Origin of the sequence: Halobaculum gomorrense (assembly GCF_900129775.1) — an archaeon.
Classification (GTDB): domain Archaea; phylum Halobacteriota; class Halobacteria; order Halobacteriales; family Haloferacaceae; genus Halobaculum; species Halobaculum gomorrense.
The window spans coordinates 19,397-33,264 of sequence record NZ_FQWV01000008.1; the positions used below are offsets into that span (position 1 = coordinate 19,397).

General features: G+C 60.8%; 16 protein-coding genes. 5 read left to right on the forward strand and 11 right to left on the reverse strand.

Annotation, left to right across the window (positions count from 1 at the left end; all coding sequences use genetic code 11):
- Positions 1-179: 179 nt before the first annotated feature.
- The 6 genes from BUE16_RS13120 to BUE16_RS17255 all read right to left on the reverse strand — a co-directional run bounded on the left by BUE16_RS13120 (position 180) and on the right by BUE16_RS17255 (position 6,894).
- Positions 180-1,220, reverse strand: a complete 1,041-nt coding sequence (locus tag BUE16_RS13120) for a PrsW family intramembrane metalloprotease (RefSeq protein WP_073310480.1) — start codon at positions 1,218-1,220, stop codon at positions 180-182.
- A gap of 282 nt (positions 1,221-1,502) precedes the next feature.
- On the reverse strand, positions 1,503-4,280 hold the full coding sequence (locus tag BUE16_RS13125; RefSeq protein ID WP_073310483.1) for a bacterio-opsin activator domain-containing protein: 2,778 nt from the start codon (positions 4,278-4,280) through the stop codon (positions 1,503-1,505).
- A gap of 189 nt (positions 4,281-4,469) precedes the next feature.
- Positions 4,470-5,072, reverse strand: a complete 603-nt coding sequence (locus tag BUE16_RS13130; protein ID WP_073310485.1) for a helix-turn-helix domain-containing protein — start codon at positions 5,070-5,072, stop codon at positions 4,470-4,472.
- A gap of 79 nt (positions 5,073-5,151) precedes the next feature.
- Positions 5,152-5,382 (reverse strand): hypothetical protein, encoded by a 231-nt coding sequence (locus BUE16_RS13135; RefSeq protein ID WP_073310487.1) that lies wholly within the window; start codon positions 5,380-5,382, stop codon positions 5,152-5,154.
- 162 nt (positions 5,383-5,544) lie between these two features.
- A complete protein-coding gene (locus BUE16_RS17250) occupies positions 5,545-6,405 on the reverse strand; it encodes a putative ATP-dependent zinc protease (protein ID WP_234972396.1) in 861 nt (286 codons plus the stop codon).
- 39 nt (positions 6,406-6,444) lie between these two features.
- A complete protein-coding gene (locus BUE16_RS17255) occupies positions 6,445-6,894 on the reverse strand; it encodes an ATP-grasp domain-containing protein (protein ID WP_234972397.1) in 450 nt (149 codons plus the stop codon).
- A gap of 154 nt (positions 6,895-7,048) precedes the next feature.
- Here BUE16_RS17255 and BUE16_RS13145 point away from each other — a divergent pair, with 154 nt between their 5' ends.
- From BUE16_RS13145 to BUE16_RS17010, 3 genes are all read left to right on the forward strand, one after another.
- Positions 7,049-8,077, forward strand: a complete 1,029-nt coding sequence (locus BUE16_RS13145) for a succinylglutamate desuccinylase/aspartoacylase family protein (RefSeq protein WP_073310489.1) — start codon at positions 7,049-7,051, stop codon at positions 8,075-8,077.
- A 112-nt stretch (positions 8,078-8,189) separates the two neighbouring features.
- Positions 8,190-8,444, forward strand: coding sequence for a hypothetical protein (locus BUE16_RS17005; RefSeq protein ID WP_200778442.1), 255 nt, complete (start codon positions 8,190-8,192; stop codon positions 8,442-8,444).
- A gap of 95 nt (positions 8,445-8,539) precedes the next feature.
- Entirely contained in the window at positions 8,540-8,782 is a 243-nt protein-coding gene (locus BUE16_RS17010; protein WP_200778443.1) for a hypothetical protein, read from the forward strand.
- A 67-nt stretch (positions 8,783-8,849) separates the two neighbouring features.
- On the opposite strand, the gene BUE16_RS13155 is transcribed toward BUE16_RS17010, so the two are convergent.
- Positions 8,850-9,128 carry a phosphorylase family protein gene (locus BUE16_RS13155; RefSeq protein WP_073310491.1) on the reverse strand — a complete coding sequence of 93 codons (279 nt, stop codon included), beginning with the start codon at positions 9,126-9,128 and terminating at the stop codon, positions 8,850-8,852.
- Positions 9,129-9,148: 20 nt separating this feature from the next.
- Positions 9,149-9,271, reverse strand: a complete 123-nt coding sequence (locus BUE16_RS17375) for a hypothetical protein (RefSeq protein WP_268762500.1) — start codon at positions 9,269-9,271, stop codon at positions 9,149-9,151.
- Between the two features lie 230 nt (positions 9,272-9,501).
- Here BUE16_RS17375 and BUE16_RS13160 point away from each other — a divergent pair, with 230 nt between their 5' ends.
- Complete coding sequence (locus BUE16_RS13160; RefSeq protein ID WP_073310728.1) at positions 9,502-10,032, forward strand: hypothetical protein; 531 nt, start codon at positions 9,502-9,504, stop codon at positions 10,030-10,032.
- Positions 10,033-10,781: 749 nt separating this feature from the next.
- Here the strand turns inward: BUE16_RS13160 and BUE16_RS17260 are convergent.
- Positions 10,782-11,228, reverse strand: a complete 447-nt coding sequence (locus BUE16_RS17260) for a hypothetical protein (RefSeq protein WP_073310493.1) — start codon at positions 11,226-11,228, stop codon at positions 10,782-10,784.
- Complete coding sequence (locus BUE16_RS13170) at positions 11,229-11,756, reverse strand: winged helix-turn-helix domain-containing protein (protein ID WP_073310495.1); 528 nt, start codon at positions 11,754-11,756, stop codon at positions 11,229-11,231.
- Between the two features lie 459 nt (positions 11,757-12,215).
- Here BUE16_RS13170 and BUE16_RS13175 point away from each other — a divergent pair, with 459 nt between their 5' ends.
- Entirely contained in the window at positions 12,216-12,647 is a 432-nt protein-coding gene (locus BUE16_RS13175) for a hypothetical protein (protein WP_073310497.1), read from the forward strand.
- Positions 12,648-13,140: 493 nt separating this feature from the next.
- On the opposite strand, the gene BUE16_RS17015 is transcribed toward BUE16_RS13175, so the two are convergent.
- Positions 13,141-13,803 carry a hypothetical protein gene (locus tag BUE16_RS17015; RefSeq protein WP_073310499.1) on the reverse strand — a complete coding sequence of 221 codons (663 nt, stop codon included), beginning with the start codon at positions 13,801-13,803 and terminating at the stop codon, positions 13,141-13,143.
- Between the last annotated feature and the right edge of the window lie 65 nt (positions 13,804-13,868).

Sequence of the window (13,868 nt, forward strand, 5' to 3'; positions counted from 1 at the left end):
GTCACGCGGACCACGACGCGTGGATGCCGACGTCTCTACGTGCGTCGGCAATCCTCCCGTCCCGGGGCGCGGGCACGGACGCGGTGGGTGTCCGGAATGCCGAACGGGACGGCGAGACCGCCGGTGCGGCCCGCCTCGTCCACCGTGAGCAGTACCCGTGCGAGGCGCGAGCGGGCGCGTCACTCGGTCTCGTCCCCAGCGCCGGTCTCGACCTCGGCCTCGATCCCCACCGGTTCGGCGGTCCCGTTCGGGTCGTCATCCTCGGCGCGGTCGAGACGGTGGAACGTCTCGCTGTACCGGCGGACCTTCCGGAGGAGGTACAGCCCCCAGACGCTGTCGTAGACGATCACGTACCCGATGAACCCCACGAGGGGCGGGACGCCGAGGAGGCCGGCGATGAGCGACGACCCGATGCCGACGGTCGAGTTGTACGTCGCGTGGATGAACGCCGCGATCAACAGCCCCTTGACGATTATCGGGCCACGGTTCTCGGGATTGAACTTCGCGAGGCCGAGGTAGTAGCCGGCGACCGCCGAGTAGATTACGTGGCCCGGCCCGGCGAGGGCACGAACGGCGGTGATCCCGCCCCCGACGCCGATGAGTTCGAGGACGCCGACGCCCATCCCGAGGTCGCCGACCTGCCGGGTAATGAACAGCGAGTTCTCGACGGTCGCGAAACCGAGGCCGGCCATCGCGCCGTAGACGGCACCGTCAATGACGCAGTCGAACGTGGGCCGGCCGTAGGCGTACAGCCGGACGGCGAGGAGTTTCACTGTCTCCTCGACCGGCCCGACGACGAGGAAGAACATGACGACCATCCCGAGGAAGCCGAACGGGTCGAACAGCGGCCCGAGGAGCGTGTTGACGACCGCAGCGAAGTTCGCGGTCAGGATCCCCAGCAGGAACGTCGCGACGAGCGCTGCGAGCGGTTCGCCGCTCGTCGTATCGCTGTAGTAGACGTAGAGGGCGAGGCCGAACGCCGGGATCGCCGAGAGCGCCGTCAGGGTCCCGACCTGCGGGTCCGTGAGCGCCGACAGCCCGCCGATCCCCAGCAAGATGAGTAACGCCACGACCACGACAGTCGCCCGGAACGTCAGCCTGAGGAGCCGATAGATAGTCGCGGCGAGGCGGTCGATCGGGGTACGCCGCTCCCACGTCGCGATGTCGTACAGGTCCAGGGAGCTGTCGTCCATGGCCCTGACCGGTTCTCGCTCGTCCATACCCGTGTCCTCTCGGAGTAGCGACTAATCCCTTGATTACCCGTGCGTAACTCCGAAGACGGTCGAGTCGAGGGTCGACAGTCGAGTCGGGCGTGGCGGGAATCACAGGGACCGTCCGCTACGTTGGCTACGACCGTCCGGAGAACGGAACGGTTGAGGCACGTGAAGGAACCATCAGTTCGGGTTCGAAGTGACTGGCGTCATACGGTCGTGCGTAGTCTTTTACCGGCGATAACCGATCTCGTCCGGGTAATCGCCAGTAAATCGTTACGCACGACCGTATCAGTCCTCAAGGACGGCGGCCAGCAACTTCCGTTCTGCCGTCCGGAGGTGCTGGTGGAGGGTCGCGGAAGCGACGTCCAGCGACTCGGCGAGCTCCTCGGCCGTGCTCCCTCGCGGCCAGTCGTAGTAGCCGGCGTAGTACGCCGCGGTGAGCGCGGATTCCTGCTTCTCGGTGAGCTGTTCGTCGAGTCGCTCGCGGACGGCGGCCGTCGTCTGCACACCTCGGTCGGTTTCGCGCTTGGCGACCAGCGACGACTCAGGGTTCCGGGCCGTGTACCCGTCGATGACCTCCCGGATGTCGGCGTCCGGCGGGGCCTCGACCACGAGGGTTCCGACCCCGTCCTCGGCCGTCGCCCTCGTGATGGTCGCGCCGACGTCCATCATCGCCTCGGCACCGGATTCGGTCTTGCGGACCTCAAGGAGACAGCCGTCCTCGTACTCGTCGACCACCCGGCAGTCCGCGACCGCTGTCGCCTCGGCTGTCACGGCCGCAGCTGTCTCGGCATCCACCCCGTCGACCCGCAGGTAGCAGAGGTGGTTCCCCTCGCGGGTGAGTACGGCCTGCTCGATGGCTGCGTAACAGCCGAGCTCCTCGGAGACGTCGACGGCGAGACACCGCTCGTCGGTCACCTCGAACTCGAGTTCGACCACCTCGTCGGAGAGAAGCAGCCGCCGGCTCTCGACGGCGTGGATGGCGAAGCCGATCGTGTCACCCAGCACCTCCAGGCCGGGCCTGATATCCGGGCCGAACGCGTCTGGATCGTCGGCCTTCAGCACCAAGACACCGTAGAGCCGGTCGTCGTAACTCAGCGGCACGGCAGCGGTCGAGTCCACACGAGTCGGCTCCGCGACGGTGGCCGCGCCCGGCGCCCCGTCGGTCCGGTAGTTACTGGTCACGCCGAACTCGCCGGTCTCGGCGGTCCGGGCGACGACGCCATCGTCGACCTGTTCGAGCGGGAGTTGTTCGACGAGCGTGCGGTACCCTTCGGAGAGTCCGGCGCTAGCCTTGAGCACTCGCCAGTCACCGTTGACATCCGTCTCTGCAAGCCACGCCCCCTTGTACCGGTCAGTGTCCGCGAGTCGTTCGCAGACCCCCTGCTCGAGTTCCTCTCGCGTGGGCGCTTCGATGAGTTCTCTGATCAGGTCCTGGACGAGTTCGTTGACGCGGTTGAGCGAGCTGAGTCGATTCCGTTGCTCGCGGACGGTTCGCTCGCTCTCGCGGAGCTCCCGTTCGCGCTCGGCCCGTTCAAGGTCGGCTGTGACGGTCTCTGCCAGCGCCTCCACCAGTCGTTGGTCCCCCGCAGAGAGCGTCTCGTCCGAACCGATCAGAACAGTGAGGATCCCGTACTCACTCAGGGGGACGTGGAGACTCCCCCACTTCGGCGTCTCGACGAACGGGTCGTCGGGATTCGGTCGGTCGAAGACCGGCTCGCCGGTCCGATACGACCGGCCGGCGAGCGTGGACTTCAGGTCGAACGCCGAACGGGACTCGACCAGCTTCGATGCATCGTCGGTCATCGCCGCCAGTTCGAACGAGTTCGAGTCCCGGTCGAACAACCGGACACAGGCGACGTCAGTCTCAAGGAGGTTTTCGGCGGTTTCGACCGCGGTCTCAGCGACCGCCTCTGCGGTGCGTGCCTGTGAAAGGTCGTGACTGGCCCGGTTGAGCACCTCCAGACCGCGGGTCCGTCGCCGGGGTTCACTGACGTCACGAACGACACAGACGTACCCGCCGTCGTCGAGCCGACTAATCGAGACCTCCTGCGGGAACGTCGAGCCGTCGGTGCGCCGTCCGGTCGCCTCGCCGCGCCACTCCCCTTCCTCGCGGACGGTCGGGAGGACGTCCCAGCGGAACCGTCTGGCCTCCTCGGCCCCATAGAGGATCTCCCACGATTCACCGACGAGATCTGATGACGACTCGCAGCCGTAGATCTCCGCGTGCGCCTGGTTGACGTAGACGAACTCGCGGTTCTCATCGAGGATCGCGATACCGTCCGACGCGGCGTCCATCGCCTCGGATCGACGGCGCAGCCGTGCCTCGCGCTCTCGATGCTCGGTAACGTCCCGGAGGTGGACCAGTACGTGACGATGCCCACCGACCGAAAAGAGCGAGAGGGTGATTTCCACGGTCGGTCGCTCGTCCCTGTCCGTACAGCAGTTGAGCTCTCCGGTCACTCGCCGACCGGTCTCCGCGAACTCCAGGAGCGACTCCGGGTCGTGCGGGAGGAGTTCGGCCGGTCGCCGGCTGAGCAGGCTCTCGCGTTCACAGCCGAGCAGGGCACACGCCCGGCCGTTGCAGTCGGCGACCCGGTCGGCAGTCGGGTCGATCACGAGCAGCCCGTCGTTACTCTCCTTGAAGACCCCCCTGAGGACACCCCCCGTCTGATCGAGCGCCCGTGACCCGGCCTGCCGTGGCGGCTCCGTCAACGAGAGCGTGTAGTGTTGCTCTCCGTCGTGGTCGGTCGTTCCGACCTCGATCTGGGTGGGGAAACGACGGCCCTCGGCGTCGGCGAGGTGGACGGTAAAGGTCCCGTCGAGGAGTCCGCCGTCCGACCGTGCAGCCTCCCTGACCCTCCGCATCACGTTGCCGTCCTCGTCGGCGAACAGTTCGTCGAGGGGTCGGTCCGACAGCCTCTCGGGCGAGCGTCCGACGAGCTCTCCGGCGGCGTCATTAGCAAAGACGATCGTCCCCAACCCGTCGACGACGACGAGACCGCTCTCGAGGCTCTCAAGGACGCCACGGAGAAACGTGTCCTCCTCCGTGCGAGTAATCGACATACACGATATAAGATGGATGAGGAGTAAAAATCCCTACCTAAGCACGTTGGTACCCGGAGGAACCGATTTCGGGGCCCACGTTTCCCTCGTCGAGCGCAGTCAGCGAGAGGTATAGGAACTCCTCGCCGGTGACGGTCACCCTCACCAGTCATCAGGGTACACCCATGCTGAGACACTCCCCTCGAACAGTTACTCGTCCGGGGATGACTCCCAGAAGATATCCGGCAGCTCTTGATCGGGGTTTTCTTCGAGATAATCCTGTTTCGTCAGATTCGCGTCTTCGATGAGGGAGGCTGCCTCCCCGGCCCAGACGTAGAACCCGATGAGCGTCTCGCGGCGCATTCGTTCGAGGTCGACCGAGTGATACACCTTGACGACGCCGCCACCCTCTCGATTGAGCTCGGACCGTCGGAGCAATCCCAGATCGACGAGTTTGTTGAGATACCGCGTGACCGTACTTCGGTCGTACCCGAGCTGTTCGGCAACTTCGTTCGCCGAGAGGGGCCCCTCACCGATAACGCACAGACAGATATCCAGTCCGGCCTTCGGAAGACCGAACGCCTGGAGGAGAACCTGTCGCACATCCGGGAGTTTCACACTCATATCCACCTCTGTCACCCGCTCCATTGGTCGATCGTGACAGGACATCGGTGGATCGTCGTTCCCGACCACGAGAACGACGTTGTCACAATCGGAGACGGTGCATTCGTAGATATCGTACCGACCGGAATTCGGATCGTACTTGACCTCGTCACTCTCGTCGTCGGACTGGGTTGTACTTCGATCAGCCATCGGTAGTGGGTACCTCCATTTATATCGACTGTTATGTGGGGAGCCGATAAATACTGGCCTCTCGATCGGTTCGCAGCTCCTAATTCGAATCGACGATCACCAGTTCATCGGTATCGAGAGCCAGTAGCTCTTCGCCGGTAATCGTTATCCTGACCCGACCGTCCGGGTACGTTCGGACCAGTTCGCACGCTGCGAGTCCATTCAGATGGGATTCGATCGTCCCTTCGTCGATCTCGAGCATCGCTGCGAGCGCCGCCGTCGTCGTCGTCTCTCTCTGGTCTGCGTCGCTTGCTGTGGCGAGTTGTTCCAAGACGGCTCGTCTCGTTACGGACATGGTTGAAAGGCGTCTGTGTGTACCGTACGGGTCGACACGGGCGGTTGTACCGGGGGTAGCGAGTTGGAGACAAGGATTCGCTCCGGAGATGGTCCATCACTTCGATATCCAACGACGGATCGACTTCGCTGCATGTGGTTATTCCTCGACTGTCTGGCTGATATCGAGCGTGTACGCTTCGAGGACGTCACGTCCGAGAAGGACAGGATAGGTCATCTCGGACCGATCGGTGATACTGGCTGTGACAGTCCGCCAGCTCCCGTTCAGACACAGATCCACGTCGACGAGTGGGCGTGTTTCGGTTCCACTGACGGTCCCCGAACGCACCTCGGTCGTCCCGACCATCGGGCCAGCCCCGATTTGACCCGCCAGGTCGGTGTCAATGCTCGTTCGCTTCGCACCGGTGTCCGACTTGGCGACGGCCTTCTCTGTTCCGTCCCGGCCGTGAATCCTGATCCGGGTGGTGTACCCGAGTACGTCCTCGTCTCCCTGATCCTCAACGAGCGGTGGCTTGCACTCCGGAACGGAATCGTCGAGGGTCGATTCGAGGTCGCTGATTGCAGAGTCCTCGACGGACCCGCCGGGCCGTTCGATCGCCAGTCGGGCGATGTGCGGTGCCGCAGAGATCCCAGTCGCGGAAAAGAGGCCCTTGAACCCAGCCGTGGCGTTCACCTCCAGAATATACCACGAGCCATCGATCGACATCAGGTCGACGCCGGCGACGTCTAATCCGAGCACCTGTGTCGCTTCACGCGCGAGCCGACGGGGTTCCGACTCGAGTTCATCCGTTATGCCTTCGACCTCACCACCGAGGGCCACATTCGTCCGCCAGTCACCGTCCGGAGCGTGTCGTCGCATGGCGCCGACGATGTCGTCACCGACGACGTACACCCGAACATCGGAGGGACGGTCACCACGTTCCTCGAGGAACTCTTGCACGAACGATTGCTCGTCGTCGATCGTCGGGCCGACAGGCTCGTTCTGGGAGACCACGGACATCCGCTGTCCGTTGGTTCCGATCGTGTGTTTGTGTGCGGCCTAGTCGGGCAGATGCTCCGGCCACTCCTCGAATGTTCGCGGTGATCGGCCGAAGTAGGCGTCGGGCACCGGGAGCCCCGCTGTGGCGAGTTTCGTCCCCGATCGGTATTTGTGGAGTGTGTTCGCGACTGCCTGCGGTGGGTTCACAACGGGTGTGGTGTCGGCGTAGAGTGCGGCCAGCTGGAGGTCCTCAAGCTGTTGGTCGCTTTTCGTGAGCAACAACCGGTTGACGAGCACGTCGACCTGCGGCGAAAGTTGAACGCTCCCGTTCTCGATCCACGAGCTAACGTTCTCATCGCGAATCCAGACCGGTTCGTGACCCAGAACGCGAACGGCGTTGAGGATCGCTTTGGTCTCCTTGCTATTGTGTGGACTCAACACACCGACACGGCACACTCCCGTTGCAGTCTGGGCACAATCGACGCTCGCAGACCGCGTCGTCTCCGTCATCCCGTCCGACTGTGATGAGTCGGGAGAAGCGCTTGTCATGGGAGTTGCCTCCCGTCTAGATCATCGGTGCCATCTATTACCGGTTCGGCGGGCGTGCAAGACAGTTACACCCGTTCTTCTCATTTAATTCGTAAGCCGTCCGAGTTTTGGGGCAATGAGCGATCAGCCGGAACCATTCACGTACGACGGTGGGCGGGTCGAACCGGGGGAGACCCAGCAGCTGCGCTACGCGGTGAGCGAGACGTATCTCGGTGACCCGGTTCGGATTCCCGTGACGATTATCAACGGGCCACGTCCTGGGCCGACAGCATTTCTCTCGGCAGCCATCCACGGCGACGAACTGAACGGGATCGAGGTCGTGCGTGAGGTCGCTCAGGAGTGGAATCACACGGACGTCTGCGGGGCCATCGTCTGTCTTCCCGTGTTGAACGTTCAGGGATTTACTGCGCAGGAACGCTATTTACCAATCTACGAGCGCGACCTCAACCGGGCGTTCCCGGGGAAACAGAACAGCACGAGCTCAAATCGCATCGCCCACAGCATCTATCACAATTTCATCGCCCCGTGCGACTTCGGTCTCGATTTTCACACCTCGACGCGTGGCCGGACCAACATGTTCCACGTCCGTGCCGACATGGACGATGAAGGTGCTGCTAGGCTCGCTCGGGCGTTCGGGACGAACCTCATCATGGCCGGTGAGGGTTCCTCGGGGATGCTCCGGCGCGAGGCGACCGAGGACGGAATTCCCACGATTACCCTCGAGATGGGCGAGGCCCACCGCTTCGAACGGGAGCTTATTGACCACGCCCTCGACGGCGTTCGAAGTGTCTTCGCCGAGTACGGAATCTATCAACAGGAGACCGTCCGCTGGCCGGGATGGCGAACAGTCATCGAGGGTTGGAGCGAGAAGACGTGGCTCCGGGCTGACGCCGGCGGCATCGTCGAGATGCGGCACGAGCGGGGCGATCTCGTCCACGATGGAGAGACGATCTGCCGGATCACGAATCCGTTCAAATCCGATGCGACAGTCGTCGAGGCGCCGTTCACGGGACTACTCGTTGGCGTGCTCGAAAATCCCGTGGTCTATCCAGGAAACCCGCTCTGTCATTTCGTCAAAATCGAGGAGATGCAAGAGCGGATCATCGAAGAACGAACGGGACAGACACACGAATCGACGGCGTAATTGCGTGAGAGGATGCGTTCAATATCCACACGCTGATGCTGGGACCGGCGCTGACCGACCTGATCGAAGACTATCTCCTACTGTGGATCCTGCTCTCGGTCGGAGCAGTTTCATGATATTGACGCCCGGACGCTCGGCCTCGTTCTCCCTGGGTACCTCACGGACCCGGTTTTTTGACTTCAATGTCGCCCAGGGATTCGGGTTGTCGCAGGAACTGGCGGTTGGGTTCGTCGTCCTCGTCGCAGTCACGCCCGAATTCGTGACCCTGGTGATGGCCAATCTCGCCGGCGGCGACATGGTACTCTCAACGACTGCACCGGTCGTCATCGGCGCACGGACGTACCAGCCTGAGCGCGTCGGCAGCTAGGACAGCTACTGTCCGGCGGTTTCGGTGTCGATAGTAATCCTCATGATCGGCAGAGTGACCGCGACGAACGCCGAAATCATTCGGACGACCCTGTCGTGCTGGTCGGAGTCGGGGCTGGCGTCGTCACGCTGAACGGCCTCGGCTACACAGTTGGGTTTCTTGTCGGCAGTCGGGGTTTGAGACCGAAACGAATCTTCTCGATCCTCTCGACCGGGATGCGGGACTTCGCTGTTGCAGCCGCACTCGTGAGCGCAGCCGGTCTCCAGACGATCGCGGCGCTTCCAGCAGTCGTGTTCCGTATCGTCAAGATGACGACGGGTATCGGTCTCATAAAATAATTTAGTCGAGGGACCTGAATTTTAAATCTAGGGAATGCGGGCTCTTTCGGTCACGAATCGTGTCGAGTCATGCCTGAATACGCCAAGCAACTGTCGCAGCCTCGAGGACCTCAAATGCGATCTCACTTCCGTCGGCGTCCCCCTTCTCAAACTCGGCGTCACCCTGTCCCATCTCATTCGTCACGTATGCGAAACAGACGACTGGCCGGGATGGCTCTCTAACAAAGGTATAGAGCGCAGGGACTTCCGTTTCGACGGAAAGAATCTCTTCCGACCGTGCGCGGTCGATTGCCGCCTGCGTTTCGCGAAACGGTGCGTCCGTGGTCCACGTCGCCCCAGTGTACACCGGCCGGGACACCAATCGACTCAGGAGTAAATCCGTTCGCCTTCTTGTTCAAACTCGAAGCGAGTCTCTCCACTCACTTCCCCTGTACCGGTGTTTGCAACGCCAACAAGCGTCCGACCATCGAGTGAGAGACCGTCTGTCATAGCCCGTTGTGTGCTCTATGGGGGCAAAAACCCTCGAATAGCGTTGCTGGCCACACTCTCTGGATCGCTCACGGTGGTAGTGGCAGACGAGTGGGCTCTCGGCTGTCCTTGTCGAATCGCGAACGCAGCTCTCGCGGCGACCCGACGTGTCGTGAATAGATCGGGTATCCAATCAAACCAGTCAGAGACGACCGGTGTCACTCTTGCTTCTCGCGGTCGTCACGACGGGTGTGGCACCGACCATCCACTACGAGGAGACCCAGTACTTTCGACAGGCGTGGCTGTGGGCGCTGCTGGTGGGAAGTGGCATTCCCGCCGCACTACTGGGTATTGGCGCCGTCGTCGCCGATGCGGAGGCGAGCACGAACGCCCCGCTGTGGGCCGCGGTCGTCCTCGTAGTCGTGTTCGGCCCCCTCATCTTGTTCTCCCGGTCAAACCTTCAGATCGAAGTCCACGATGATGTCTTGTTGTTGCGGCTGTGGCCGTTCCACCTCAGAGCGCGGCGCGTCCCACTTGGGGAGATAGACTCGATCACTGCGATGGAAATCTCGCCGATGGGTGATTTCGGTGGCCTCGGAGTACGGATTGAACCCACGTTCTACCGCTGGGGCATCCGTTTTGATGGGCCTGTTGGCTACATCGTCGAGGGAAACCGAGCCATCCGCATCACCCGGACGGATGGTCGTGAACTCGTCGTGACTTCGACCGACCCGCACACGCTCGTCCGAACGGTCGAACGGGTCGGAGAGAGTGGAAGGTGAAGCGACTTGGGCACTCGTGTCGTCCCCACAGTACTGCTGCGATACCGACGCGAACGGTGAAACGGATGCGAGCGCGGGGGGTTGCGGCGCCTGAACTGTCGCGTACGGTCCCTCGATGCAGCCGATCTCAACAAGTCCAAGTACGACGCCAGAACTCCCGCGCTGGTTCAGTTCAACCCGACCTCAAGAAGAGCTCACTAAGTCCACCGCCTGTATCTCGCACACCCGTTCTGACTGGATACGAGGCGTTCGTCAAGGCCGTGCTGGATAGCGGGCGTGAGTGGCACTGTTGAAACCCTCAGCAACTGATACGAATCGTGTGCTGAATACAGAGGATGTATTGGGCGATCTGTCACCCTTCATTTGGTGCTTGAAGGAGTGAACTGGCCGATAGAGACAGAATAGGTGGTTAGGATTGGACGCTTTCCCACGTCATAAGCAACCCGGCTATCAGGTTTCCCAGGGCTACCAACAACCAACCGGTTATATTCATAATCGAACCGTTTTCAGACCCCCGCACTACGAAGAGAAAAGCGATCAGTGCAGCGATGAAGCAAAACGCTCCGCCGACTGCCTTAGTCCGATTCGATTCGAGCGATTCCCTTACCTCTGAGGTCATAGAGGAAGGGTTCACAGCAATAACACATTAACATGTTTGGACGACCAACGAGTGACCGATTCGCGCCCTCTATGCAGCACGGCCTCAATCAACTGTCACAGGTAGCGGATGTCAACAGAGCCCGAAATCACTATGACGACCATAGTGTCTCTATACGTTGGTCTATCGCCGTGAGGATGGTGGAGTATACTTCGAGTGGATGGAGCGACGGGAGGTCGAGGTCGGTGATTTCGGTGGCAGACGGTGGCTTGTGGAAGTGCACCCGGGTGTTGTGCGCGTTCGGGTGCCGGTCCCAGCGACATTCCCAGCGTGTCCCGTCCTCGTGCTCTTCGACGTAGTGGACTGAGAAATCGCCAGTCGTGAACCATCGGATGTCGAGACGGGCCGCTGGTACTGGGTCAGGATATCGTCCAGCGTCGAGCAGTCCACGAAGCAGTCGAGGTTCGTATGAATCCGGGTCGAACGCAGTCTCGGCGATGAGCGAAGCCGACGACAGGTGTCGCTCCAGCAGGCGCAGCGTCTGTCTGTCCGCTGGCCCTGTCGAGTGTGAGCCCGAATCCTCCGGTGGCTGGCGCATTTAGGCCGGAATCAGATGGCCGTCGTTCTGGGAGAGCTGGCGAGCAAGTTCGTACAGTCTGAGATCCCGAATCACGCCCTGCCACTCGCTGATGGCGGTCATCCGCTCGTGGATGGTCTCGTGACTATCGTGATCAAACACGTTGACAGCCGTTGGGTCTGTCGTCTCGAACTGCGCTTCGTATTCCGTTCGCTGGGCTTCAAGCGCCTCCACGCGGTCGATGATCGCGTCGAGAGAGAGCTCGGTTGCGATTCGACTGGCCTCCTGCCATTCGAGATACCCCTCGTTTCGCTCGTATGTCGCCGGGCGAGTGTCTCTCTCGGCTCGAACAATGCCCATCTCTGCCAACCGGTCGAGGTGCTTTTTGGCAGCATTCGGAGAGCAGTCTGCACGCTCAGCGATCTCGGTGTAGGCAGTTGGAGAGGTAACGCCGAGGACGACATCGTAGACGCGACCAAACGTGTCTGTCTCCGTCTGCCACCGGCGCTGCGTATCGTCGGACGTGGGGGCCGGATCGAACTCGGTCATACCTCTCTGTAGGCGGCTACTCTCAATATATCTTTGGATTATTCAAATATATGTAACTGGGTGCTGTGTTGAGTTACGGTTTTTCGGATTCTGCCTCCTTGCGGCGGGTGTCGCACTCCTCGCCGTCGTTCAGTTTCAGGTCAACGCGTGGCTACTGTTCCCGATAGCTATTCTCCCCCTCGCGATCCTGACTGGCGTGGATGGGTACTGACGGGCACGGGCGTAACCGCTCACCGGATCGAACCATTCAGATCAGCCTCCGGACCGATTCGCGCCCCGTATGCAGCATCGGCTGGCAGAGCTACCGAGCATCTGCCAATACTCCTGTACGAAATACAGAGAGTGTATGCAGCACGAGCTTTGGGGGTGTCGCTCGCTCTCCTCTCTGGTCGAACACGTCGGCGTATCGCTCACGGCCACCGACACAAGATGTGTGTCGACACTCCGTCGAACAGAGGTATGAATCGGCGGGCGACACTCGCGGTACTCGCGATGAGCGTCCTGGTCGCCGGCTGTTTCGGCCCAACGATTACCGACCCGAACCTGTACGTCCACAACGAGGCGAACGAATCGGTGACGCTCCGAATCACCACCTACGACGACCTCCCCGGGCGGTCTGCAGAACCCGTCTTCACAACGACGGTCAGCGTTCCCCCGGACTCCATGCGCGCGGTGAAAGTCGTTGAACGTGGGACGGTGAGCGACGGCGCTGAGGGACAGTTCGACCTCGTCGTCGAGCGGGGTTCACAGTCCGTGCGGTTCACCGCGCGGCCAATCTGCCGGTCGGCAACGACGAATGTCACGGTCGAGCCGTCCGGGAATCTCTCGTACTACGTGACGTACTGCGAGGGGAACCCCGCGACGGGCGTCGCGACAACGGGCACTGCCTGATAGAAGCCCGGACGGCTGAATCAGCTGATTCAATCAGACCGCTTGTGGCCACCCGCTCGTGACCGACTCGCGCCCTGTGTTCAGCACGACCTCAAAAAATGTCAGTAACAGAGGATTTCAACAGAGCCGACATTGTCAAACACAATCTCTAAAAAATCAGCAGAGGGCTCTCCACCAACAATCCCCTACACAAGAGCGATTTTTTGTGTCGATACCGGCCAGTTTGAATCGCGGTCAGCTATAATCGCAGTCAGATCCTGTAGTATCACGACTGAGCGGTTGAACGCCTACGGACGTGTCGAGACAGACTAAAATATATATTAATGATATTAAATTCTGTCCGAGGAGTCGCGACGCAGACGGATTTCCTAGTCGTGTGATATCACGTTGATCGGAAAATAGTGTTGTCTCTTTTACCGGAAAATTATCAGAAAAAAGAAGGGTTTTATAGTGGGACGATAGGTCGGTCAACTATTATTCGTCTATTGAATCTTTAGTCGTCCTCGTTCTCTTGTTCGTTCTCGTCTTCCTGTTCGTCCTCGTTCTCTTGTTCGTTCTCGTCTTCCTGTTCGTCCTCGTTCTCTTGTTCGTTCTCGTCTTCCTGTTCGTCCTCGTTCTCTTGTTCGTTCTCGTCTTCCTGTTCGTCCTCGTTCTCTTGTTCGTTCTCGTCTTCCTGTTCGTCCTCGTTCTCTTGTTCGTTCTCGTCTTCCTGTTCGTCCTCGTTCTCTTGTTCGTTCTCGTCTTCCTGTTCGTCCTCGTTCTCTTGTTCGTTCTCGTCTTCCTGTTCGACTTCTATTTCCTTCTCGGTTCGGAATACATCACCGGAGGACCCGTCTACTCGGACCTCGGCCTCACCGGTGAGGTCGCTCGACTGAAGGGCGAACCGGAAACGGTAGTAGCCGTCATCTTCATGCACGCTCGACCTGACGAGCGTCCAGTCGTACGCCGAGCCAAGTTCGACAGTGGCCGTCTCCAGCGCAGTACTCCGGTTTACGTCAAGAGTGGTGCTGTTGTCGGTCCCGTCGATGTCGGAAAGTACGCCCGTCCCCACGGACGATTGTCCGATGTTGTTAGTCGATGCCGCCATCGCAGCACCGCTGCCGACGGTCACCAGCAGGACCGCCAGACCGATGCTGAGTAGCTTGTTTGGTTCCATGCTGCAGTCGAACTGTAGAACCAATATATTATAAATAGTATAAAAAGTCCCAGTGATTTGCGTGC

Excerpts from the sequence above, each read along its gene's own strand:
- BUE16_RS13120 (WP_073310480.1), bottom strand. The coding sequence starts at position 1,220 with ATGGACGAGCGAGAACCGGTCAGGGCCATGGACGACAGCTCCCTGGAC.
- BUE16_RS17250 (WP_234972396.1), bottom strand. The coding sequence starts at position 6,405 with ATGTCCGTGGTCTCCCAGAACGAGCCTGTCGGCCCGACGATCGACGAC.
- BUE16_RS17255 (WP_234972397.1), bottom strand. The coding sequence starts at position 6,894 with ATGACGGAGACGACGCGGTCTGCGAGCGTCGATTGTGCCCAGACTGCA.
- BUE16_RS17375 (WP_268762500.1), bottom strand. The coding sequence starts at position 9,271 with ATGACAGACGGTCTCTCACTCGATGGTCGGACGCTTGTTGGCGTTGCA.
- BUE16_RS17005 (WP_200778442.1), top strand. The coding sequence starts at position 8,190 with ATGATATTGACGCCCGGACGCTCGGCCTCGTTCTCCCTGGGTACCTCA.
- BUE16_RS17260 (WP_073310493.1), bottom strand. The coding sequence starts at position 11,228 with ATGCGCCAGCCACCGGAGGATTCGGGCTCACACTCGACAGGGCCAGCG.
- BUE16_RS13170 (WP_073310495.1), bottom strand. The coding sequence starts at position 11,756 with ATGACCGAGTTCGATCCGGCCCCCACGTCCGACGATACGCAGCGCCGG.
- BUE16_RS17015 (WP_073310499.1), bottom strand. The coding sequence starts at position 13,803 with ATGGAACCAAACAAGCTACTCAGCATCGGTCTGGCGGTCCTGCTGGTG.
- BUE16_RS13130 (WP_073310485.1), bottom strand. The coding sequence starts at position 5,072 with ATGGCTGATCGAAGTACAACCCAGTCCGACGACGAGAGTGACGAGGTC.
- BUE16_RS13125 (WP_073310483.1), bottom strand. The coding sequence starts at position 4,280 with ATGTCGATTACTCGCACGGAGGAGGACACGTTTCTCCGTGGCGTCCTT.
- BUE16_RS13175 (WP_073310497.1), top strand. The coding sequence starts at position 12,216 with ATGAATCGGCGGGCGACACTCGCGGTACTCGCGATGAGCGTCCTGGTC.
- BUE16_RS13145 (WP_073310489.1), top strand. The coding sequence starts at position 7,049 with ATGAGCGATCAGCCGGAACCATTCACGTACGACGGTGGGCGGGTCGAA.